The 23849-nt window shown below is 62.0% G+C and carries 19 protein-coding genes; 7 read left to right on the top strand and 12 right to left on the bottom strand.

From position 1 onward, the window contains the following. Positions 1-196: 196 nt before the first annotated feature. Together C2L80_RS08395 and C2L80_RS08390 are read left to right on the top strand one after the other, a co-directional pair. Entirely contained in the window at positions 197-1273 is a 1077-nt protein-coding gene (locus C2L80_RS08395) for a M24 family metallopeptidase (RefSeq protein WP_092197609.1), read from the top strand. 697 nt (positions 1274-1970) lie between these two features. Further along, entirely contained in the window at positions 1971-2930 is a 960-nt protein-coding gene (locus tag C2L80_RS08390; RefSeq protein ID WP_092197611.1) for a YbjC family protein, read from the top strand. Positions 2931-3892: 962 nt separating this feature from the next. Here C2L80_RS08390 and C2L80_RS08385 read toward each other — a convergent pair. From C2L80_RS08385 to C2L80_RS08370, 4 genes are all read right to left on the bottom strand, one after another. After that, complete coding sequence (locus C2L80_RS08385; protein ID WP_092197613.1) at positions 3893-4765, bottom strand: bifunctional 5,10-methylenetetrahydrofolate dehydrogenase/5,10-methenyltetrahydrofolate cyclohydrolase; 873 nt, start codon at positions 4763-4765, stop codon at positions 3893-3895. A 70-nt stretch (positions 4766-4835) separates the two neighbouring features. Then, complete coding sequence (locus C2L80_RS08380) at positions 4836-5447, bottom strand: cyclodeaminase/cyclohydrolase family protein (protein WP_092197615.1); 612 nt, start codon at positions 5445-5447, stop codon at positions 4836-4838. A 635-nt stretch (positions 5448-6082) separates the two neighbouring features. After that, entirely contained in the window at positions 6083-7771 is a 1689-nt protein-coding gene (locus C2L80_RS08375) for a formate--tetrahydrofolate ligase (protein WP_087195953.1), read from the bottom strand. 282 nt (positions 7772-8053) lie between these two features. Beyond that, positions 8054-8836, bottom strand: coding sequence for a type III pantothenate kinase (locus tag C2L80_RS08370; protein WP_087195952.1), 783 nt, complete (start codon positions 8834-8836; stop codon positions 8054-8056). Positions 8837-8959: 123 nt separating this feature from the next. Between C2L80_RS08370 and C2L80_RS08365 the strand changes: the two genes are divergently transcribed. Continuing rightward, positions 8960-9655, top strand: a complete 696-nt coding sequence (locus tag C2L80_RS08365; protein ID WP_092197617.1) for a response regulator transcription factor — start codon at positions 8960-8962, stop codon at positions 9653-9655. A gap of 110 nt (positions 9656-9765) precedes the next feature. After that, the gene (locus C2L80_RS08360; protein WP_103263005.1) at positions 9766-10692 is read left to right on the top strand and encodes a sensor histidine kinase; all 927 of its coding nucleotides are present in this window, start codon (positions 9766-9768) and stop codon (positions 10690-10692) included. Between the two features lie 46 nt (positions 10693-10738). Here the strand turns inward: C2L80_RS08360 and C2L80_RS08355 are convergent, their stop codons facing one another. Further along, complete coding sequence (locus C2L80_RS08355; RefSeq protein WP_103263004.1) at positions 10739-11227, bottom strand: HsmA family protein; 489 nt, start codon at positions 11225-11227, stop codon at positions 10739-10741. Between the two features lie 425 nt (positions 11228-11652). Here C2L80_RS08355 and C2L80_RS08350 point away from each other — a divergent pair, with 425 nt between their 5' ends. The 3 genes from C2L80_RS08350 to C2L80_RS08340 all read left to right on the top strand — a co-directional run bounded on the left by C2L80_RS08350 (position 11653) and on the right by C2L80_RS08340 (position 14935). Further along, positions 11653-13626, top strand: coding sequence for an ABC-ATPase domain-containing protein (locus C2L80_RS08350; RefSeq protein ID WP_103263006.1), 1974 nt, complete (start codon positions 11653-11655; stop codon positions 13624-13626). Between the two features lie 128 nt (positions 13627-13754). Then, positions 13755-14324 (top strand): TetR/AcrR family transcriptional regulator, encoded by a 570-nt coding sequence (locus C2L80_RS08345; protein WP_087195946.1) that lies wholly within the window; start codon positions 13755-13757, stop codon positions 14322-14324. Positions 14325-14470: 146 nt separating this feature from the next. After that, the gene (locus C2L80_RS08340) at positions 14471-14935 is read left to right on the top strand and encodes a GNAT family N-acetyltransferase (protein ID WP_092197553.1); all 465 of its coding nucleotides are present in this window, start codon (positions 14471-14473) and stop codon (positions 14933-14935) included. Between the two features lie 65 nt (positions 14936-15000). Here C2L80_RS08340 and C2L80_RS08335 read toward each other — a convergent pair whose 3' ends face one another. From C2L80_RS08335 to C2L80_RS14740, 7 genes are all read right to left on the bottom strand, one after another. Then, positions 15001-15825, bottom strand: coding sequence for a maleylpyruvate isomerase family mycothiol-dependent enzyme (locus C2L80_RS08335; RefSeq protein WP_103263003.1), 825 nt, complete (start codon positions 15823-15825; stop codon positions 15001-15003). A gap of 51 nt (positions 15826-15876) precedes the next feature. Further along, positions 15877-17022, bottom strand: a complete 1146-nt coding sequence (locus tag C2L80_RS08330; protein ID WP_092197557.1) for an acyl-CoA dehydrogenase — start codon at positions 17020-17022, stop codon at positions 15877-15879. Between the two features lie 52 nt (positions 17023-17074). Next, the gene (locus tag C2L80_RS08325; RefSeq protein WP_092197559.1) at positions 17075-18655 is read right to left on the bottom strand and encodes an SLC13 family permease; all 1581 of its coding nucleotides are present in this window, start codon (positions 18653-18655) and stop codon (positions 17075-17077) included. Continuing rightward, on the bottom strand, positions 18550-20049 hold the full coding sequence (locus C2L80_RS08320; protein WP_103263002.1) for an SLC13 family permease: 1500 nt from the start codon (positions 20047-20049) through the stop codon (positions 18550-18552). The genes C2L80_RS08325 and C2L80_RS08320 overlap by 106 nt, the downstream gene beginning before the upstream one ends. After that, positions 20046-21281, bottom strand: coding sequence for a CoA transferase (locus C2L80_RS08315; RefSeq protein ID WP_092197563.1), 1236 nt, complete (start codon positions 21279-21281; stop codon positions 20046-20048). Before C2L80_RS08315 ends, C2L80_RS08320 begins: the two co-directional genes overlap by 4 nt. Before the next feature lie 83 nt (positions 21282-21364). Next, on the bottom strand, positions 21365-23425 hold the full coding sequence (locus C2L80_RS08310) for an FAD-dependent oxidoreductase (protein WP_239938838.1): 2061 nt from the start codon (positions 23423-23425) through the stop codon (positions 21365-21367). A 165-nt stretch (positions 23426-23590) separates the two neighbouring features. Next, positions 23591-23849, bottom strand: a 259-nt coding sequence (locus tag C2L80_RS14740; protein WP_476707481.1) for an AAA-type ATPase lid domain-containing protein, incomplete at its 5' end; no start/stop codon positions are given.

The raw sequence follows: 23849 nt of genomic DNA, 5'->3' as shown, positions 1-23849 counted from the left end.
CCGCACCCCTGGCCGCAACCCCCCTTCGCCCGCCATCCCCGCACCCCGCCCCGTCCGCACTCGCCCTTTGCACCGACCCTCCGCTCCCCACGCTCTCCCGCCCTTGGAGCCGTCGCGCCTGCGCGCCGTCGCCTCCCCGGCTTCGACGTGATATCATCGCTGCGAAAAACCCATCCCGCGACCCGATAGGAGCACCATGTACGAGCAGCGCGTCGAAACCGTCATGCGCAACCTCGGGCAGCGCGGCCTTTCCCGCCTGCTCGTGTGCGACCCGCGATCCATCCAGTACCTCACCGGCGTCTACGTCGAGCCGGGCGAGCGCTTCCTCGGCCTCGTCCTCGCGCCTGACGCCGCGCCCACGCTCGTGTTGAACGCGCTGTTCTCCGCACCCGCCGACGCTGCGTGCGACGTGCGATCGTTCACGGACACCGACGACCCGCTTTCCCTCGTCGCCGAGCTCGTCGACACGCAAGAACCGCTCGGCTGCGACAAGAATCTGCCCGCACGCTTCCTGCTGCCGCTCATGGAGCGCGGCGCGGCGGCGCGGTTCGTGCTGGCCTCCGATGCGGTGGACGACGCGCGCGCCCACAAGGACGAGGCCGAGCGCGCGGCCATGCGCGCGGCCAGCGCCACGAACGACGCCGCCATGGGGCGTTTCCGCGAGCTCGTGCACGAAGGGATCACCGAAGCCGAAGTGGCCGGCCAACTCGAGGGCATTTATCGCGAGCTGGGCGCCCAGGGCCACTCGTTCGCGCCCATCGTGAGCTTCGGCGCGAACGCGGCCGACCCGCACCACGAGCCCGACGGCACGCGCCTCGCCCCCGGAGACGTGGTGCTGTTCGACGTGGGCTGCCGCCAAAACGAGTACTGCGCCGACATGACGCGCACGTTCGTGTTCGGCGAGCCCACGCCCAAGCAGCGCGAGGTGCACGACACCGTGCGTCGCGCGAACGAGGCGGCGCGAGCGCTCGTGCGCCCCGGCGCGCGCTTCTGCGATATCGACCGTGCCGCGCGTCAGGTTATCGAAGATGCGGGATACGGACCGTACTTCACGCACCGGCTGGGACACCAGATCGGCCTCGACGTGCACGAACCCGGCGACGTGTCCGCTACGCACGACGCGCCGGTGGAGCCGGGCATGTGCTTCTCCATCGAGCCGGGCATCTATCTGCCGGGCGAGTTCGGCGTGCGCATCGAGGACCTTGTGCTCGTCACCGAAGACGGCTGCGAAGTCCTCAACAGCTATCCGCGCGAGATCGACACCGTCGGATAGCGCCTACGCCCAAGCGAGGGGCTTGCGAGCCGCAGTCGGAAAGGCGCACCCGAAAAGGGCGCTTTCGGGAAGGGCGCTTTCCAAGAGAGAGGGCTTGCAAGAAGGGCTCTGCAGCCGCGCGCTTTCCGTAAGCCTCTCCCCGCAGTTTGCGCGCCCGCCGGCCCCTTGCGGCGTTATCGACCGTCGCCGTCGGCAACGTCGCGAGAGGGGATTCGCCTCACCCGCCAGCCTTCTCGCCCCTCGCAGCGGTTTGAGAGCGCCTTTCGCTCCCAAACCGCTCGGCGGTCATCCGAACGCACCCCTCTGACGAGCGCCAACGCCATATCGACCCCTCGCTCCCGTCAACCAGGCCCTCCATTCCCACTTGATGCGCTCCTCCCCGAAAAAGCCGGGCTCGTATTCGACCGATACGAACTCGCGCTCGCCGAACCTCGGGCCGAGCCTCCTCTGACCGGGCGCTTCGGAAGGCTGCCACCTTGCCCGACGGGCAGACCTCCTGCGGCACCGGCGGGGCCTCACCCGGCGAGCCGACCTGGCCTATGTCGATCTTGGCCCAACATAGACGAGGCCAGCTTCCCCACATCCGACCGCTTTCTGTTTCAACAGATCGTTGAACTGGGCTTATCGCAATCATTCAACCAATCTATACCGTATCATGTCGGCGATGTTTTCACGAGAGAAAAGGAGCGGCACACCTATGTCCGCACAGGGACAGAAAAGCGAACACGACAACGTCGCAACCGAGAAGAAGCAGCCGAAAGAACGCCGCTTCGTCGATGCGAAGACCGGAAAGACCATCGAGAAACCGAAGCACGGAGGCTCCGGCGCGGCCGCAACGCAAGCTCTGCGCGACGAGATGCATGCCGAGCGAGCGGGCAACGCGCTGCCCTTCCGCATCGGCGCCGCCGTGCTGTGGGTAGTGGGCATCGCGCTTGAGGTTGCGGCCATCCTCGTGGCGAACAGCACGTTGTACCTGCCGAAACTGCCAGCCGCAGGATGGGTCGTCATCTTTCTCGCCATCGACCTCATCGCCGTGGTGGCGGGCTCGCAGCTATGGAAGCGCGCAAACCATCTGGCTCCCGCGTCCAAAGAGAACAAACTTGCCTACTGGGTGCAGACCGAGCTGGGCGTCATCGTCGCCGTTATCGCATTCGCGCCGATGATCGTGCTTACGCTTGCGAACAAGGACATGGACAAGAAGTCGAAGCAGGTGTGCTCCATTGTGGCGGGCATCGCCCTCGTGGTGGCCGTTGGCAGCGGCATCGACTTCCATCCCACATCCCAGGAGGATATCGACCAAGCAGAAGCCGGCGCCGCCGTGCTCTCCGACGACGGGCTGGCCTACTGGACGCCGTTCGGCGAGGTGTACCACTTCAACCCCGATTGCCAGTACATCAAAAACTCGGGCACCATTTACTCCGGCACGATGAGCGACGCGCTCGAAGCAGGTCGAAACCGCGCATGCTCGGGATGCGCCGTGGCAGGTGGCGACGACCTCCTTGAGAACGCCGACCCTGCCGCCGTCGAGGAAGCGGCGGCGAACGCTTTCAGCGTGATCGAAGGCGGCACAAACGCGAACCCGAACGCGACAGGCGCGGACGAGGACGCGACGGACGCAGGCACCGTTTCGGACGACGACCTGCCCAAGGCAGCGTAGTTCAACGAACAAAAGCGGGGGAAGGGCAGCTACGGGTCGCATCCCTTTCCCCGCTTTCCACCGCCGTCGCACCCCGATCGCCCGCATCGCCATCGCAGTCGTCTGCGTCGCAAGCGCGCTTGGCCTCTGCCCGAATGCGCTTCTCGTTCGCCTCGAATCCGTCTCCCGTCTCGCTTTGGGCAATCCCCCGCCCCTTCGACTTGACCCGTCCTGTCCTTCGCGCCGCATTTCGCCCCTTGTTTCGTCGCGCGGTTCAACCCTCGGTTTCGCCTGACCTCGTCCGGCATGATCACCGCGGCATCAAGGCCGATGTTTGTGGCGGGTTTTGACGGAAAACCGCGATAGCTTTCGGAGCTTTCCGAAAGAGAGATGCGTCGACCAGGCAAAACGTGGAGAGCGCGCAGCAAGCGAGGAGGTTTATCGCGTTTTCGCAGCGGTTTTCCGTCAAAACCCGCCACAAAAGCCAGCGCGGAAGACCTCAGGGCTCGCTTCGGGAAAGCCAAGAGTCGAAGGGACGCCCATCACCTGAGAAAGCCGAAAGCCGAAAGGCTCCCGCCGCCGGGGAGTCGACAACCGAGGGGCTTCCGCTCCGGAAGGATCGGAGATCGAAGGTCGGCTAACTTCCTTGAAGAGCAGATCGGCAACCGCAAAGACTTCTTATCTCGTAAAGGCCGAAAGCCGAAGACCGAAAGCCGAAATCCGCCCGAACCGGAGAGGCCGAGGGCCGAAAGCTGCCTTTCCAAAAGAACGGGGAACCTCAGGCCGCCCGAACCGGAGGAGTCGAAGACCGAGGATTCTCGCCCCTGAAAGCAACCCGGCCTCGGCCTCGAGCCTCAAAAGCGACCCGACCCAAGCCGTCCAACCCGGCCCTCCACACCCGCTCAGCCAATCCCGACCTCATCCCCACCGCCGCGTTCGCCGAGCGGCCCTGCCGCAGCCCAGCTGTCCGGTGCCTTCGCAGCCTACCGTCCGACACCTCGCCCGTCGGCAAGCGCGGCTTCGGCGGCGGCCACGGTGTGCGCCATCGTGACGCTTGTCGTGACCGTGCCCAACCCTCCCGGCACGGGCGTGAGCGCGGCGACGACGGGCTCCACCGCATCGAAGTCCACATCGCCGCACAGGTTGCCCTGCGCATCGAAGTTGATGCCCACGTCGAGCACCGTTTGCCCAGGCGCGAAGTACTCCGCGCCGAACGCGCGGGCGCGGCCCGTCGCGCAGACGACGACATCGGCCGACCGGCAGATGCCCGCAAGGTTCTCCGTACGGCTGTGGCAGACGGTGACGCTCGCGTTGCGGCGCAACAGCATCATGGACAGCGGCTTTCCCACCACGAGGCTGCGACCCACGACCGCGACGTGCTTGCCGGCAAGCGGCACCTCGTAATGCTCGAGCAGCTCGACGCACGCCGCGGCCGTGGAGGGTGGAAACCCCCGATGGCCGTCGGTGAACACCGCAGCCAGCGAAGCCAACGTGATGCCGTCGACATCCTTCTCCGGCGCAAGCAGCTCGCACACGCGAGCCTCGTCCACAAACGACGGAAGCGGCCGGAACAGCAGGCATCCGTGCACGTCCGCATCGTGGTTGACTTCGTGAAGCGCAGCCTCCAAAGCCTCCTGCGGCGCGAACTCGTCAAGGGCGATGGGGCGCACGGCGATGCCGAGGGCGTCGGCGCGCTTGCAAGCGGTGCGCTCGTAGGACAGGTCGTCGGGACGCGCCCCCATGCGCACGATCGCAAGCGTCGGCTCGACGCCGGCCCGCGCAAGCGCGTCGATGCGCGGCGCGAGATCTGCCGCCAAGCGCTCGACGACGGGTTTTCCAGTGAGAAGGGTGGCCATGGATGGGTTTGCTCCTTTGCAAAGGGACGGGCGCGGCCGGGCCGACGGGCCGACGCGGCGCGGAGGGACGTTACGAAACAGCGGCTTTGACGTAGTCGAACAGCACATCGCAGCGCTCGCGCGTGCGCGCGGCAAGCAGCTCGACCTCCGCGCGATAGCGCGCGGCGCGGTCGGCGTCGTCCATGGAGGCCGCGTTGATGTAGACGTTGAGGCTGGCCCCGTCGGAAGCGGCCCGGACGAACGCTGCGGCCACGCCCGCGTCGGAGCGCGCCATCTTGGAGCCGTGACGAGCCAGATAGTCGGCCTCGTCCAACACCTCGGCCGCCGCGCGCATGATGGCGAGCGGCACTTCGCTCGCATCGACAAGCGCCCGCTGAAGCGCCGCGTTCTTGGCAACCTGCTCCTCCGGCGTGGCCTTGGGCAGACGATAGGCGGCGGCAAGCGGCTCGAACGCGCGCGCATCCTCGTCCACGAGCGCCACCAAGCGCGCCCGCAACATCTCAAGGCGCGAAAGAGAGGCGCGCACCTCGTCCTCCACATCGGCGTAGCGGCTCTTGCCCACCGTGAGGTTGCCCACCATGGACGCGAGCGCCGACGCGAGCGCGCCCACGTACGCCGCAGCTCCACCGCCACCCGGCGTCGGAGCCGCGCTGGCCAACTCATCGATGAAGGTGGTGTCCATGGGGCCTCCCTCTGTACAGAAATCAAACTTGACCGGAACGGCCGGCTCGGCGCAGACGCGCCGTGAGCACCAGCAGCCAACAGCCAGCCACCGGCATTCCGTATGATACGCCACCGTCCGCATGTTCCCTCGGCGCGCCTCGAAACCTGCACGAACCCTCGACGTGCGGCCACGAGCGCGAGCCGCCCCCTATTCCACTGATCGTCCACTGTGCAGGACGGGCGCTTGCTCAAGCGCGTGCGATATCGTCTTCGCGGGGCTCTTTGAACGCAAAGAAACCCTAGCAACCGGGCCTTGGCACGCGAATGCTCTTATGCGCTTCCCGTTTAGTCGATCATGCTCTACAAGAGAGATCGTTTCAACGATGTTGTAGAGTACGATCGACTACATGTCACCATCGATCGCGACGTAAGGGACAGAGACGACGAACCCCGGCGACGCAAAGTCGCCGGGGCCCTATCGCACAGGTTGACGTAGTCGGTCAGCGAGGCCACCTGCGGCGTTCGAGGTTCGCAGGATCGCTGGGCCCAAACGCACTGCGGCACGCAAGACCCTGGATCGCGTGAAGCTCGCATGCCGCAGCAGGTGGCCACAACGTCGAGCGGTTTCAGCGGTCACCAGCCCGCCGGAACACCTTAGAACAACCCGCTGATCTTGCCTGTCTCGTCCACGTCGATCTTGAAGGCGGCGGGAGCCTTGCCCAGACCCGGCATCGTCATGATGCTGCCGGTGAGCGCCACCACGAACCCGGCGCCAGCCGACACCTTCACCTGGCGAACCGTCACGGTAAAGCCGCGCGGCGCGCCCAGCTTCGACGCATCGTCGCTGAACGAGTACTGCGTCTTGGCCATGCACACGGGCATGCCGCCGAAACCGAGCGCTTCAAGCTGCGCGAGCTCCTTTTTCGCAGACGGCTCGAACACCACGCCGTCGGCTCGGTACACGCGCGTGGCGACGGCCTCGATCTTCTCGGCAAGCGTGAGGCCGTCGTCGTAGGCGAACGCGAACGTCTCGGCGCTGCGGCCCTCGGCGTCGCCCTCGTCGCACAGGCGCACCACCTCGTCGGCGAGCGCAAGCCCGCCCTCGCCGCCCTTCGCCCACACCTCGGACAGCGCCACGTTCACGCCCAGCTCGCGGCACTTCCGCTCCACCAGCGCAAGCTCGGCCTCGGTGTCGGTGGGGAACCGGTTGATGGCCACGACGCACGGCAGCTGATACACCTGCGTGATGTTCTCCACGTGCTGCAGGAGGTTCGGCAGGCCCGCCTCCAACGCCTCAAGGTTCTCCTCGTTGAGGTCGGCCTTCGGCACCCCGCCGTGATTCTTCAAGGCACGCACCGTGGCAACCACCACCACAGCGTCCGGACGCAGGCCCGCAAGGCGGCACTTGATGTCGAGGAACTTCTCCGCGCCCAAATCGGCACCGAAGCCGGCCTCCGTCACGCAGTAGTCGCCGAGCGCCATGGCCATGCGCGTGGCCATGATGGAGTTGCAGCCGTGCGCGATGTTGGCGAAGGGGCCGCCGTGCACGAACGCAGGCGTGCCCTCGAGCGTCTGCACGAGATTGGGCTTCAGGGCGTCCTTCAAAAGGGCCGTCATCGCACCCTCGGCGTGCAGGTCGTGCGCGGTGACCGGCTTGTCGTCGTAGGTGTAGCCCACCACGATGCGGCCCAAACGCTCCTTCAGGTCGGTGATGGACGTGGCCAGGCAGAAGATGGCCATCACCTCGGAGGCCACGGTGATGTCGAAGCCGTCCTCGCGCGGCACGCCGTGGGCCTTGCCGCCCAGGCCGTCAACGATGTTGCGCAGCTGGCGGTCGTTCATGTCCACGACGCGCTTCCACGTGATCTTGCGCACGTCGATGCCCAGCTCGTTGCCGTTGTGGATATGCGCGTCAAGCAGGGCGGCCAGAAGGTTGTTCGCCGCGCCGATGGCGTGGAAGTCGCCCGTGAAGTGCAGGTTGATGTCCTCCATAGGAACGACCTGGGCGTACCCGCCGCCGGCCGCACCGCCCTTGATGCCGAACACGGGCCCGAGCGACGGCTCGCGCAGCGCCACGACCACGTTCTTGCCTTGGCGCGCCAGGGCGTCGGCCAATCCCACGGTGGTGGTGGTCTTGCCCTCGCCGGCCGGCGTGGGGTTGATAGCCGTCACCAAGATGAGCTTGCCGGGCGCATGCTCCACGTCCTTGAGCAGGTTGTAATCCACCTTCGCCTTGTTCGTGCCGTACATCTCCAGGTACGCCTGCGGCACGCCCGCCTTCTCGGCGATGACGTCGATGGGTTCTGTCTTCGTGGCCTGGGCAATTTCAATGTCGCTCAACACATGGGCCCCCTTTTGCGTCGGTTTGCTGGCTCACAACATTCTACCCGCCGAAGCCGCCGAGGCCGCAGGGCAATCCCCCAAGAGCGCAAGAAAGCCAGCAGCCGGAGGCGCATTCGCAGCGTCTGCCGAAAGCCGCACGCCCCACGTGCCCGCAGCGCGCGACCGGAAAGCGCATCGCCGCGCGAAACGACCGGCTTTCGCGCCGGAAGCGACGGTTTCGGGCGACAGCGCGACCAAGCGTCAGCGCGATCGCGCGAAAGGCCGCGACGCGTCTCCGAAGGGCTAGGCCCGCCGTGCGGCTTCGCGCGCTTCGTAGACGAGGCGCAAGCCTTCAAGCGTCAACTCGGGATTCGTGACGGTGATGGTGCGCGACTGCGCCGCCACGCGGGCTGCCAACCCTCCCGTGGCCACCACCGTCGCCCGATACCCCAGCTGGTCGAAGATGCGCTGCACGAGCCCGTCCACGCGGTCGGCCTCGCCGTACACGATGCCAGCCTGGATGGCTTGCTCGGTGTTGCCGCCGATGGCGGTGTGCGGATCCACCAGCTCGATGGCGCCGAGCCGCGTGGCGCGCGAGAACAGCGCCTGGGCCGACGTCTCCACGCCAGGAGCGATGACGCCGCCGACGAACCGCCCTTCGGCATCGATGACCTCGATGTTCGTGGCCGTGCCGAAGTCCACCACCACCACGGGCGCACCGTAGAGCGCCTTGGCGGCCACCGCGTCGGCCACGCGGTCGGCCCCGATCTCGGCGGGGTTCGCATACTCCGTCGAGAACAGCCCTCCCGCCGCCTCGGCCGAGCAGACAAGCGCCTCGCTTCCGGTCATACGCTCCACTGCCGCGCACCATGCCTGCGTGAGCTGCGGAACGACGGACGCGAGCGCCACGCCTTCGAGGTGCTGCGTCGCGATACCCTCCGACAGCAGAAGCGGCGCGAGCTTCACGCGCAGCTCGTCTGACGTGTGCTGCTTGTTCGTGGCCACGCGCCACTGATGCAGCAGACGTTTTTCCTGATAAACACCCACCACCGTCTGAGTGTTCCCCACATCGATAGCAAGTAACATGTTCTTGACAGTCTCCTTTGAGGGCGACGCGGATGCGTATAGTTGCACTCGGCATTATAACAACCCGCCCACGCGCATCTGTCAGGCAAGTCCCCGGGATTCCATCTGATAGAAAGGCCACACATGAACGAGACCCCTCATCGCATCCTCGTCGTCGACGACGAGCCCTCCATCACCGAATTCGTCAGCTACGCGCTCAAGAAGGAGGGATTCTTCACCGACGTGGTCGACAACGGCGAGGACGCGCTGGCCTTGGCCACGAAGAACTCCTACGACCTGTTCGTGCTCGACATCATGCTGCCCGGCATGGACGGCTACGAGCTGTGCCGCCGTCTGCGCTCGAAGACCACAGTGCCCGTGCTGTTCCTCTCCGCGCGCGACACCGAGCTCGACAAGGTGGTGGGCCTCGAGATCGGCGGCGACGACTACCTGGCGAAGCCCTTCGGCGTGCGCGAGCTCATCGCCCGCGTGCGCGCCCTTCTACGCCGTGGCGCGGGCGGCGACTTCCCCGGCGCGAACCACGCCGTCACGGCAAGCGGCATCACGCTCGACGAGGACGCCCACACCGCTTCCGGCGAGCACGGCGAGATCGACCTCACGCCGCGCGAGTTCGAGCTGCTTGCCAGCCTCATGAAGAACGCGGGCAAGGTGGTGTCGCGCGAGGATCTGCTGCGCGACGCCTGGGGTTGGGAATACTTGACGGAAACCAAGACCGTCGACACCCACATCAAGCGCCTCCGTGATAAGATTGAGTCTGCCGGATACGATCCCGGCCTGGTGGAAACGGTTCGCGGCTACGGATACAGGTTCAAACAATAAAACGACTGCAAACATACTTCTCGCTGCTGGCAACGCTGCTCTCGCTCTTCGCCGGCGCGATACTGCTCCTGATTTGCCTCCTCGCCTTCGACCTCTCGTCGAAGGCGTTTTTGCTGCTCGTCCCCATCGGCGTGGCGGTGTTTGCGTTCAGCCTGATCATCGGGCACTTCATCTCTGAGCCTCTCCGTCTTCTGGCGAAGCGGACCGCCGCGTACCGCGCAGGTGCCGATGTGCCCTTCGAGCCGGACGGCCGCCTTTTCGAAGCCGACCAGCTGGCCGCCGACTTCAAGGGCCTCATCCAAACCATGAAGGCGCAGCAGCACGACCTCACGCTGAAAGAGCGCCGACAGGCGGCCTTCATCAGCGACGTGGCTCACGAGCTGCGCACGCCGCTCACCGCCATCCGCGGCAACGCCGAAATGCTGGAAGACCCCGATCTGCCGCCCGAGCTGCACGAGAAGTTCTGCGGCATCATCATCAACGAAAGCGAGCGCTTGAGCCGCCTCACCCATGACTTGCTGACCCTGCAGCGCATCGAGGACGACGCGGCCCCCATGGAGCTTGCGCGCGTGAACCTGCGCGAGCTGTCGGCCGGCGTGCTCGACGCGCTCGAGCCCATCCTGCGCGACCGCCAAGCGCACACCGAGATCGTCGGCGAGGCGCCCGACGTGCTGGGCAACCTCGACCGGCTCAAGCAAGCCGTCACGAACCTCGTGGAGAACGCGAGCCGCTTCATCGCGCCGGGAGGGCATATCGTGATCGAGCTGTTCGGCCTGCGCGGCAACTCCATCCTGGCCGTGAAGGACGACGGCTGCGGGTTCGGCGACGTCGACCCGAAGCTTCTGTTCGACCGCTTCTACCGCACCGACGCCTCGCGCAGCCGCGGCACCGGCGGCACGGGCTTGGGGCTCGCCATCGTGAAGTCGGTGGTGGAGGCGCACGACGGCTCGGTGGAAGCCCTCAACCTGCCCGACGGCGGCGCGTGCTTCATCATCGCGCTGCCCTCCATCCCCGCCGACACCGCGCCTCGCTCGTAAGCCCGCTGCGCGGGCGGTGTGGAACCGCGCAGCGCGAACCCCTCGATTAGCGAGCGGCGCGGACATGCCCTCCCTTACCGCGGAACAGCACGAAGGCCAGAACCGCCACCACGAGCACGCTCGTCCCGATAGCGCACACCGCTTGAAGGTGGATCATCGGAATGCCCACGAGCATGCCGATGATGTACGGCACGAGCCATGTCAGCCACACGAAGGTGCTGAACGCGTGAAACCGCTTCATGCCGCGCTCGTTGCGACGGATGAGCGTGACGGTGGCCCAGCCCGCATGCACGAGCATGAGGACGATGGCGAGCAATCCGGTGACGCCATGGATGCCGAAACCGCCAGCCTCCGACTGCTGGGCGATGCTTGTCATGATCATCGTCCCGGTGGTGTCGCACGCAAGACCGCCCCAAAACAGAAGCACATGGCGCAAGGACAATGTGCCCGAGCGGCGCTCCCCGAACACGCCGACGGTGTACAACACGAGCGCGCACGTGATGGCGACGCTTGCAACGATCAATTCGACACTCATAATGTCTCCTTCCCTATAAAATGAACTTTGTTCATTAATGAACTGTGTTCATAATAGAAAGAAGGCAGGTAGGCGGCAATGGCATGGACAACTCGCCCACCGTTTCTTCATAGAAGAGCCGCCCGCATCCCTCGCCCCCATGCATCGCCCGAATGGAGAATCCCGCCCCTCAGAAAGCCAAAAACCGGTCTTGGATATCAAAGGGCAAACTCAGATCGCTTACGAATCGAATTCGAGCGAAGGCAGCCCGATACCAAGATTCCAGGCTAAGCTGCATATGGCAATCTTGTCTGTTCCGAAAACTTGCCGGGAATCGCCGAAGCAAACGCGCTCGCCAGATCATCGCTCTCCAGACCATCCAACAGGCCCCTCGACAACTCTTTCTGCTGCTATACTGAGCGCCGATGCGAAGGAGGCTGGTGCCCGTGAAAACGGCAGAGGAATTGCGCAGGGCTTTGCGGGGGTTGGATCGGCGGGGGTATCCGGCGTACAAGTCTTTGGCGGGCGCGTACCGGTTCGCGGATTTCTGCCTGTTCATCGACCATGTGCAGGGGGATCCGTTCGCAGCGCCGTCCAGTTTGCGCGTGGAGGCGCCCTATGCGGCGGCGGGCTTTCCCGAAAGGTTTCGCCGCGGGCGCGCCGCGCGCACGGCGCTGGCGGACTTCCTCACGCGGCAGATGGCGGCGCAGTTCGAGCGGTGCAGCTTCAAGGCCAAGGGGTCGGGGAAGAGCGGGCTCATGTCCATCACGCGCTGCGGGCAAGAGGTGCTGGAGCGCAGCGCGTGCGAGATCTCGGGCGGCACGGAGGGCGCGGACGGCGGGCGTGCCGGGGGCGACGTGCGGGGCGCGGGCAATGCGCGGGGTGCGGAGGGCGTCATCACCGTGCGCTTCCATGTGGGGTTCCCCGCGTTCGGGCGCACCATCAACGCGGGCGAGCTGGAGCGCATCCTGTTCGACTTCCTGCCCGTGTGCGTGAAGCGCGCCCTGTTCCACGACAGCTTGGACGCACGGCAGGTGGAGGCCGCCGTGCACTTGGCCGAAGACCAGGAGGCGCTGCGGGCGCGGCTGCGCGAGGAGGGGCTGGTGGCGTTCGTTGCGAACGGGGCCATCCTGCCGCGGAGAAGCGGCGTGTCCGACAAGCCGCTGGCGGGGGCCGTCCCCTTCGCCTCGCCCGTCGAGCTGGAGCGCTCCTTCGACCTGCCGCACGCGGGCCGCATCGCGGGCATGGCGGTGCCGCGCGGCATCACGCTCATCGTGGGCGGCGGCTACCACGGAAAATCCACCCTGCTCGAAGCGCTGCAAAGCGGCGTGTACAACCACATCGCGGGCGACGGGCGCGAGTTCGTGCTGGCTGACGACACGGCGGTGAAGCTGCGCGCCGAGGACGGCCGCTGCATCCGCAACGTGGACATATCGCTTTTCATCAACGACCTGCCCAATGGCAAGGACACCGCGGCGTTCTCCACGGAGAACGCGAGCGGCAGCACCTCGCAGGCGGCAGGCGTGGTAGAGGGCATGGAGGCGGGCTGCCGCCTGTTCCTCATCGACGAAGATACTTCCGCTACGAACTTCATGGTGCGCGACGAGTTCATGCAGCAGGTCATCAGCCGCGAGAAGGAGCCCATCACGCCGTTTCTGGAGCGGGCGCGCGGGCTGTACGAGCAAGCGGGCGCGTCCACCATTCTGGTGGCGGGCAGCTCCGGCGCGTTCTTCCACATCGCCGACCGGGTGATCCAGATGGACTGCTACCGGCCGGTGGACATCACAGAGCGGGTGCGGGGGCTGTGCGCGCAGCGCGAAGCTCCCGCGATGGGCGCGCCCGCGTTCAGGGTGCCGCGGGGTGGGCGGACGATGCCGACGCTCGCGGCGGCGCGGGCGGGCGACGCGCGGGACGGTCGGGGAGGCCGCGACGGCGGGCGTAGGCATGGGCATGGCGACGGGTGCCGCGGGTACGATGCCGGCCGCGATGAGCGCGGCCAGGGTGGTGGCCGCAGGGGCCGCGATGGCCGGGGCGACCGCGACGGTGGCGCGCGCGGGCGCGAGCGGCTGAAGGTGCGCTCGCAAGGGCGCGACGCATTCTCGCTGGGCAAGGAGAATGTGGACGTGCGCTTCGTGGAGCAGATCGCCGATCCCGAGCAGACGGCCGCGCTGGCCCACCTGCTGCGCTACGGCTTGGAGCGCTTCGCAGACGGCACGTGCCCACTGACGGAGGTCGTGGAGCGCCTTTTCGCCGTTCTGGAACGCGAGGGCTGGGCGCCGTTCTGCGGGTCGTTCGTCCCTTGCGGCTTGGCGAAGCCGCGCAAGCAGGAGGTGTTCGCTGCCTTGAACCGCTTCCGCGGCGGCATGGGCGGCGGCACGCGTGGCGGCGAGATGGACGGCGCGAAAGATTCGGATCGATAGCTGGCTTTCGGAGGTCGGACGCAGATTCGACACCGCATCGTCGAATCTTCACGAACGGAGTGCGTGCGTTCCCCTACAATGGAACGCGTCCTGTTCAAACCCTGGGCTTCCGCACGCGGGAGGTGCGCATGGGCAACAAACCCATCATCAGCAAGCAGCAAATCCTCGACGCCGCCTTCGCGCTGGCCAGCGAGTCGGGCTTGGCAGGCCTCAGCATCCGCGACGTCGCACGCGCCTGCAACGTGGCCGTGGGCACGGTGTACAACTCCTACCCCACCAAGAACGACCTCGTTAACGATGTGGTGGGCCGATTCTGGAACGAGGCGCTGGCCGACCGCATGCCGCATGCCGTGGCCGGCGACGACTTCATCTGCTTCTGCCGGGAGCTTGCTCGACAGCTGTCGGAAGCGCTCGCGAGATTCCGCGACGACTGGCTTGCCGAGATTGCGGCGCTTGACGCGCAAGGTCTGGCCGCCGCGCGCAAGCGCGAAGAAGCGTGCTTCGCGCACATCCGCCGCGGCCTCGTGATGGCGCTTGAGCGCGACCCGCACGTGGTGCGTGATCGTCTGCACGACGCGCTGGCCCCCGAGCCTCTCTGCGCGTTCGTATGGGACAGCATGCTGTCGTCCATCAAGCACGGCGACCCAAGCTGCCAAACTCTGTTCTCCCTGCTCCGCAGCACGGTGTACGAGGCATGAAACGTCAGCGGGGCCTCGGATTTTGAATCGAACCCCCATAGTGGGTTCAAATTGTTTCATAGAGATTTATTTGCCAACAGGATGTTGGCAGGATATCTGCTTTTCATTCGTTCGAAAGCGCAATCGAACAAGAAAGGCGACACGCAATGGACTCGTCCGAAACTCGGAAATACTTCGTGAGAAAGGCAACCGAGAGCGACCAGCCAGACATCGCACGTCTGGCATGTGAGGCCGGGATGGGAGAACTCACCCCTAGGGGGCGCTCGTACATAGCAACAGACGGATCACGCACGCTGGGATTCGTTCGTGTCGTTCAAATAGAAGGAAAGCACTTCGTCGAACCCATCGTCGTAGACGCCTCGGTAAGACGCTTGGGCATCGGCAGCAAGCTTATGGAATACATCCAGCAGCGGTATGAAGTGCTGAGATTCGTCGCTCGTGGCAATGCGGTCCCATTTTATGAATCTCTCGGCTGCAAACGCACGATATGGAGCGAAATTGCGAGCATCATATCATCGGATTGTCTTCATTGCCCCGATTTCGACTCATGCAATCCTATCCCCATGGAGCTGCTGCAGCACTCGAAACGACCGCAAAGCGGATGGGCCTGATCCCGTACGTATCCGGCCCATCCGCTCCAAGCCCCCAATCCGCACCCACTCGAGAGCGAATTTCCTCACCGTCGATTCTTCGCCTTTGGGGCCGCCTCGGCGGGACCTGCATAAGCTTGCACAATAGTAGCGTATACGCGCGCCTCGTCGCCAACGACCTCCAGATCAGTGTCCATCCAGTTGCGACGACGAACGGCGACAAGCGCCCAATCCCTCGCCATGCCCTTGATGTAATTTCGATCATTCGGTTGGCCCTTGACCCATGTTTCACCCGAAGGCAACACGAGTTCCAAATACAGCGGGATCGAAGGATCGAACTCAAGTCCGTTGATGTTGTACATGTTGGGACGACCTTGCCACGACAAGAACAATGTCGAGGCAATGCGATCTTTCACAATGGGCTCCATGTCCAACGCGTCATAGATATCCACGCTATGAGCCCACAGCTCCATGAGGCGAGCCGACACCAAGGATCGGGCCGACATCGGAGGAATGCCCGGAGCCCAAGGGACACGGGCTTTAGGACCGCCGTCCATGAACGCCCGAATCATCCGCTCACGCTGGAGACGCCACCACGAAAGGATCTCGGAACCAGGCTTGCCTTGCCAATACGCTATGCGGAAATGATCGTCGCTATCCGAAAACCCATGCGACACCTCGTTCACCGCACGACCGCGTCCAGCCATAAGCTCCGCGGCGCAGTAATCAAACAATCCGATATGCGCTATTACGTCTTTCAGCTTCCATGTCGTGCAATACGAAGCCCCTCGATCCCAAACATCTTCCGAAAAGTCCTGCACGAGCACGTCCACCTGCGCTTGCTCGGCCAACAGATCGCCCAGCGGGTCGAAGAGCACCCCAGTCAAAGCGCTTTTGTCACCGACATCCATACGACCACCCTTCCTTTCGAACATCGTTCGCCTACCGCCTCTTCCACCCGCTTAGCACCCAACCGCCTTCAGCAAGCCCCTGCCGGCAACGTGGTACATGATCTCATCGGTCCCTCCCCCGATGCGGGCATTGCGAGCATCGCGCCACAAACGCGAGATGCGGCAATCGTTGGTATAGCCAATGCCCCCCATGATCTGAAGCGCATCGTCGATCACCTCGCAGGCAGACCGAGCGCAGTACAGTTTCGTCATCGCCGAAGAATTGCGAATAGCTATCCCGTTGTCGTGCTCCCATGCGCATTTGTACACAAGGTTCCGCATATTCTCGATTTTGATGGCCATGTCAGTGATCTTCTGCTGGATGAGCTGAAACCCGCCGATCGTTTTGCCGAATTGCATGCGCCGATTCGCATACAAAGCAGCATCTTCGTAAGCGCACTCGGCCTGACCGAGCGATGCTGACGCCATGAGCAAACGCTCAACCTCGAAGTTCTTCATGGTTTGCTTCAGCGCTTCCCCTTCTTTGCCAAATATATCCTTTTCTTCCACCACAACATCATCAAGGTACACTTCGCAGGTGTTGCTCATGTGCCATCCGATCTTGTCGATGGGAGACACTTTGATGCCCGGAGCATCCATGGGAACCCACCATGTGGTAAACGCTTTACGCGGATCGGCTTGATGAGGATCGCGCGTCAAGCACATCATGAAAGGAGCGGCATCCGCATTGGTTATGAACGACTTTTGGCCTGTGATATGGACTTTCCCACCTCGTCGCTCGAACGTTGTCTCAAGGCCGCTGTTGTCAGACCCCGCATTCGGCTCCGTAAAGCCAGAGCAATGCGCAACCTGCCCGCGCTTCACATACTCCATGGTGATGGCAATTTGCTCCTCGCTGCCGAACGAGAGGACCGTATCCACCAAAAACGGCTGAGTGAACAAGCAAATAGGCCCTCCGTTTTTCATAAGGCGCTCTTTGACCAACATGAGCGTCAACGTATCCACAGGAACGCCGCCGTATTCTTCAGGAACTCCGAGCATCCCAAACCCGTTGTCAGCAAGAGCCTGAGCGAACTCCGTCGGAAAGCGCCCTTCGCGATCGCATTCGGCAACATAACCGGGTGGACACTCGCGCTCCATCAGCTCGTCAAGGCTTTCAAGAAGCAGAAGTTGTTCATCGCTCAATCGAAAATCCATTTTCAATCATCCCTTTCAGTTTGGAATCCGACATGCTGTGCTTTTCGAGCCATCAAAAGAGCAAGGGGCCTATCGAAACCATGCTCACGCAAGCAGAAGCGAAAAACGAGCCCACGGCAACGCCAGCAGGCGCATACACCTCCCGAGAAACGGAAAACCATTCCTTGTTGCCATGCAATAGCGCCGCAGTTGGACCGCCCGAAGGAAGCAGCAGAGCCGCATTGCAGGCAATGCACGCGATCACCGTGAGCATAGGCGCGTTAGCCCCAATAGCAGGAGCAAACGAGCACAAGAGGGAAACAGAGATGATGCCCACCGTCATATTCCCCATCACATTCGTCAGAGCCACCACAAGAACCACAAAGCAAACTGAGAATGCCAAACCACCGCCAAGATCGCTGAAAAGCGCGGAGAACATGCCGCTGAACAAAGGCTGCAGCCCTGCTTCGTCGCTCGTAAGAGCCGATGACAAAGGAATAGCGCACGCGACCAGGATGAGGCTCTCCCAGGGGACGCCATCGCGAATCGCACTTGCCACGTCAACGAGAGAAGAGCCGTTCGACCTGCGAACGATAGCCGCAAGCGCCAGCACGGCTGCGGCACAGCCCGAAGTTCCGATATCGCCAAGAAAACCAACGACCCCACCTGCGTCAGGAAAAGCACCGGGAACGAACAAAACCGCAAAGAACAGCACCGCAACCACCACGATCTGGCGCTGCTCCTTCGTCAGCGAAGGGCATTCCCGGCCCTCTGCCAATACCGCATCAAGCTTGCCCACTTCCGGACGCAAGACAACTCGGCAGGCCAGCACATATCCAACTATCGCCATCAAGCCAATAGACACGTTGAGGATCGTGAAAGGCACGTATCCAATGCTTGGGAGATCGAACGACTGATACAGCCCCAGCAGCGTGAACGAAAGCACCTCGATAGGCCACGCCGAATGACCCATGCAGCAGGCGAGCACGATTCCAACAGCCATCCAGCGAGGCCAAGCGTTCTCTTTAGTTAGCCCGCAAAGAGCGCAAACACCCGAAAGCACGCCCCAAGAAATGAGAATACCGGGCATAATGCTGGTCACAAAAGAAACGAGGTACGACATAAGCAAGAGCGCAAACGAGAGCATCCAAGGTCCCTTTCGACTGAAACGCTTGTTCAGAACCCAGGAAGCTATCCATTCTCCCAATCCGACCTGTTCCAAGATGCCCGCAAAAGCGGCGAAGAAGAACACCAGCAGAAATGTCTCCCCGCCAAAACCCTCTTGGAACACGGCAGACACCGGAAGGTCCTGTGCGAAACCCAGCATCACAAGTCCCAGAAACGAGGTTCCCACGATGCCCACCGTGATCCATCCATACGTGCACCCAATCAGGACACCGAGGATTTTGGCCCCGACGTCAGAAAGCGCATCGGGCAAGGGGATGACATACGGAGCAGCCATCAGGAGCAGCGTAACTACCACATTGACAACATGCACACCACGCGAGCGAACCTCGACCACAACTCCCCCTTTCCCGAATGCCGGCATCAAAACATCAACGTTCCCAATGTCGCGCAGACGGCAATCGCCACGACAATAGTCATCAACACCGTTGGTGCGGAATACTTGTAAATATCCTTCGCCGACACCCATTCGCTATTGCCATGAAGCAATCCGGCCAAGGGGCTGGCGCTCGGAAGAAAAAGGGCCGCGTTCAGCACCACGCACAGCGCCACAGTCAGAAGGGACAAATCGGCGCCAGTGGCCGCACCGTACACGCACACAATGGGCATAAGCATAAGACCGTAGATAAGGTTGCCGAGAACCTGGGTGCCAACGGCTGCGACAACAATGAGAATCACTGTGAACATGAAGCCGCCTGCCGAACCCAATATCGGATCGAGAACGAGAGACAGCCCTTCTTTGACGCCGTTGCCCGTCACCGTCAAAGCCGTAGAGATAACCATGACGAACGCGAGCAAGATGAGCGTTTCCCACGGAACCCCCGTCTTAATGGCGTTTGAAATGGAAGCGTACTCTGCCCCGTCTTTCTTGCGCATGAACGCCATAACGACAAGGATGACAACCACAACCGCCGTCGAACCCAAACGTGTGAAGAATGCGCTTGCCGTCCCGTCCGGCAAGAAGCTGGGGATGAACAAAAAGACGAACAAAGCCACCAAGAACGCGCATAGTTGCTTTTGGCGCGCAGTGAATTCAACCGTCCCGAAATCGACGCTTGCAGCCTTGAGCGGAGAGACGTCCACGCGAAACAGGAACTTGCACAGCAACCAGTAACCCACCAAGATGAGAAAGCTCATTACCAATGCGAACACCGTGAAGGAAGCATAGTCGATGGTGATGCCTGTCGTAGTAGAAAGGCTCGCCATCATCTGCAACGACAAGGGCTTGAACGGAAGCGCAGCGTTGCCCAAACATGCCGCCAAAACGATGCCCACAACCATGACCTTAGGCCATGCGTCCTTCTTAGTGTAGCCGACCACATCGCAAATCGTGTACACGATAGCCCACGGAATCAGGATGCCCGGCGTGCAGCTGATCAGCATTCCGATCAAATACGCGGCAACCAAAATGAGCAGCGAGAGCATCCAGGGACGTCCGTGCGCGCTCTTCATGGCAACTAGGCGATACGCGATGGTTTTCGAAAGGCCCGACTCATTCAATATGGCAGCGAAAACCAGCAAGAAGAATACGAAAAGATAGGTATCGTTGCCAAAACCATTCAGGAACACTTTTGCCACGGTTGTGGACGCGGTCACCGTTCCGTCAGCCGCCACCGTATCGAGATATCCGGTGAAGCCAAGGAGCACCATACCCAGCAAACTGGGCCAAATGATGCCAACGGTTGACATGCCGTACACAACTCCAAGGAAAATGAAGACCGTCTCCATGCCCGACTGGGTCAAAGGAGAGATCGGCGGCACGACGAATCCGGCCACCATGATAGCGATAGTGACGAAACTGTTGACATAGTACACGGCGTTTTTCCGAGCTGCGCTTAGATCCTTCCCCTTTGCAGCCATCATTGCGAAACCTCCTTACTCCCGTTTTTTATCACGCCTTTTCGATAGAGCGACGCTATGTCGCTCTCGCCAAACCCGAGCTCGGCGAGAATGTCGTCATTGTCCATTCCGTACGTAGGACCCCCTCTGAAGATTCGTCCTGGATTTCGAGCGAACGACGGCACGATGTTCACTCCCTCGACCCCCTTTCCGAACACGGGATCGTCCCATGTGGTTATAGTTTGGCGCGCTTGATATTGCGCGTTGTCGCGCATCATCTCGAACGTCATGATCACGCTGCAAGGAACATTGATGCTATTGAGGGCATCGTTCACCTCTTCTGCGGAACGCCGCGCGCAAAAGTCCCTCACTGCATCGAACATTTTTTGGCCGCGAGGACCATCTGCCTTTTTGAATCCTGCGTGAGGTTCGGCGAAATCAGGGTCGTCTGCAAGCCCTAGCAATTCCTCAAGACGCCTGCACACCGCAGCACCGCCGATACCCAACGACACGTAGTTGCCATCACCGCATTTCATGACATTCGGCATGATGGTGAGCGTGTTGCCGTATTCGCCCGTTCGCTCGGGTTGAGACCCTCCGTTGAGCGCGTCTATAAGGAAATTGCCTTGTATGCGCGCCATAGCTTCATATTGCGCCACATCAACGCTCTCTCCCTCACCCGTCAGTCGAGCCTTGAATAGCGCCATGGCGGCAGATAAGGCAGCGAAGAGAGCCGTAACGTAGTCGCATGTGTAAGGTTTGACGGGAAGAGGAGGCAAGGGTTCGGGCATCCCGTTCACCGCCATATACCCCCCGAACGCTTGCCCAATCGTATCAAACGAGGCCCGGGACACGTACGAGGGATCTCCCGTTTGTCCATAGCCGGAGACGTGGACAACCACCAATTTGGGATTGATTTCCCACAAAACATCATCTCCAAGCCCCCATCGGGCCCATGTCCCTCCCTTTGATGCTTCTATAAGAATATCGCAAGTGGAGATCAACCTCTTGAGGATATCCTCGCCTTCAGGTGTGCGAACGTTCATCGCCAAGGCCCGCGTGTTGCGATGCTCGACAGCCCACGCTTTTCCCATCGTCCGAAACATGTCGGGAGCAAGCGTGCTTTCGATCTGGATAACATCGGCACCCTGTTCCGCGAAAAGAGTCGCAGCTACGGGACCAGCTATGTTGGTTCCCACGCACACAACACGCACGCCGTTCATCGTTCCGAACGAAGGAAGCTCGGTCGCTTTCAAATGATGCACGTCCTTTCTTCATTCACCGGGATGCAAGATCGGCGCGTCAAGCCAAACGAGCCCCTTGCATCCGCTTCCTTAACTTAGATACGGCACCCAACCCGATAGCCCTGTTTGGTCGCATCCGCCATACGCAAGGGCTGAGCGCAATCTCCAATCAAATACACCTCATCCACCACCCCCTCCAACGCATCTCCCAAATCGGTATTCTTCTGAAACCCAAGGGCGATAACCACCGATTTCGCAACGACCGTCTCCCCGTCGCCTCCCGCCGTCTCGATGACAACTCCGCCTTTGCGGATCTCCTTGACCGTAGATTGCGTTTTCAAGACAACGTTCTTCGCTTTTTTAAACGCGGACACAATGTGAAACTTATCGCTGCTTCCCACGTCCCAACCGATTTTTCCATGATCATCGACTATCGTGATTTCGCGCCCATGCCGCATCATCTCCTTCGCCAATTCGCAGCCCGGCAGACCGCCTCCGATAATCGCAATGGATTTTCTCAAAGGCCATCGCATGGCTCCCAAAGCCCAACGCGCAAGTTCGGGCGTGTAGAAACGTTTAAGGAACACGGATCCCGCCGCATACATAAACGCATTGAGCGCCCCCTTCGCACTTGGAGGCCGCCCATTGACCATTTCGAGGATCGCATGGGACTGCACAACGTTTGCGCCGTCCGCTCCGGGAACATCCAACTCCATAGCCTCGCCGCCCATCGCCACGATGACGGCATCAGGATGCTCTCGTTCAATCACCTCCACCGTCGCCTCCGTGTTCAGACGCACGTCGATAGACGAAGCAGCGTCCAACAATGCTGCGCATCGTTCGACAATCCGCTGGTAGCTCGGACTGAACACGGCGCTCAGAACCACCGCGCCTCCTATGCGAGGACCTTTTTCGTAGAGGGTGACGCGGTGACCCCTCCGCGCACAGGTAACCGCAGCGGCCACACCCGCCATGCCAGCGCCCACAACGGCAACCCGCTTCGAAGACGATGCCGGTTTCCCGAATAAAGGCTCGTCCAGCTCTTCGCCCAAACGAGGATTCACGCTGCAGTAATTGAGCGGCAGCCCGCGCCCCAACACGTCGTCCAAGCAGCGGCAGCATCCCACGCATCGGTTAATCTCGTCTTGCCGCCCCTCCATCACCTTTTTGGCAAAGGCCGGATCGGCGATGTTGTAACGCAACCCCGCAATAAGGTCGGCTTTCCCCTCCTGCAGGATGCGCTCCATCACATACGGATCGGTTTCGCGATACGCCGTGGCCACAGGAGCCTTCGCCACCTGCTTGATCTTTTCCGACACCCAAGACCAGTGCCCATCGGGGACGTCTTTGATCGTCAAAGGGATCGAGGTCTCATGCCAGCCGATGGCAAGGTTGTGCAAGTCGCATCCCGCCTCGTCAAGCATGCGCGCGAAGTCAAACGACTCTTCTGGTTCCGAAACTCCCCCTTCGACGTACTCGACAGGAGACCAACGCACCAAAACGGTGTAGTCTTCTCCGCATGCCTCCTTGATTCCTCGCAAAACCTCGAGAGTGAGCTTCGCCCTGTTTTCGAGCGAACCTCCGTATTGGTCGGTCCGATCATTCGTCGCAAGCGACAAGAAGCGATTCATGATTCCACCGACTCCCGCCATCACTTCCACACCGTCGAATCCGGCCTTCTTCAGAAGAACGGCGCAGTTAATGATCTGGCGTTTGAACAGTTCGATATCTTCGAGCGTCATACGTGTGTATGGAGGTTCGCGCCACGACTTCTCGCTTGGCCCATAGGTCGCTTCAGGCCGACCGTCTCCTGGGCACCACAGATGAACGCACCAAGGCTGCCCAACAAGCAGCCCCCCATGCTTATGCACCGCATCTGCCATTTTCTTCAGTTCGGGAAGGCACTCCTCATCAGCGCCAATCACCAACGGATGCCGAACTTCCGTGGATCGACGCCAAGGGGAGATAGTCTGGCATATCAGTCCCATACCACCCGCAGACCGCTCTTCCAAATAGCTTAAGAGGCGCTGCGTTGGTCTTCCGTCCATGGTTATATATCCCGCCCCCGGCCCCATGGCTGTTGTCATCATATGGTTGCGAAGCGTCAGGTTTCCGACCTTGATCGGGGAACCGAGCAGATCGAGTCTCTCCCCCACTGCAAGCACTCCTTCCCGCATTGTTGGCATCGGCGATCAAGCCGATGCAGTTTTCACTCGTCTTCTATGCTGGAAGCGTGCCAACTATGCAATTTTGAAAGCGTTTTTAAACAATCGGCTCCGATAAAACCCGGAAAGTCCTCCGTCCTTCAACTCCACTCAGAACTACTCGATCTTGCGAACGCCATAGCAGCGGTCTGCCGCAGCATGCTGCATGACATCATGCACGTCAACTTCCGATCCTTGTCCGCAAAAGATCAGGCATCGCTCCACAACATTGCGCAATTCGCGAACGTTTCGGGGGTGCGGACGTTTTTCCGGACGGCCTAGGCGGCCAGCCCCAGCCGCCTCCTGCGGCCGGCTATCGTATCGTACACCTTGCGCCCTCCCTCGTCGAACGCCTTCAGCCTCCCCTCCCGGTACC

The sequence above is a fragment of the Rubneribacter badeniensis genome, from assembly GCF_002899695.1.
Taxonomy (GTDB): domain Bacteria; phylum Actinomycetota; class Coriobacteriia; order Coriobacteriales; family Eggerthellaceae; genus Rubneribacter; species Rubneribacter badeniensis.
Note: the sequence above shows the minus strand (reverse complement) of the source record. Positions and strands in the feature narration are given on the sequence as shown.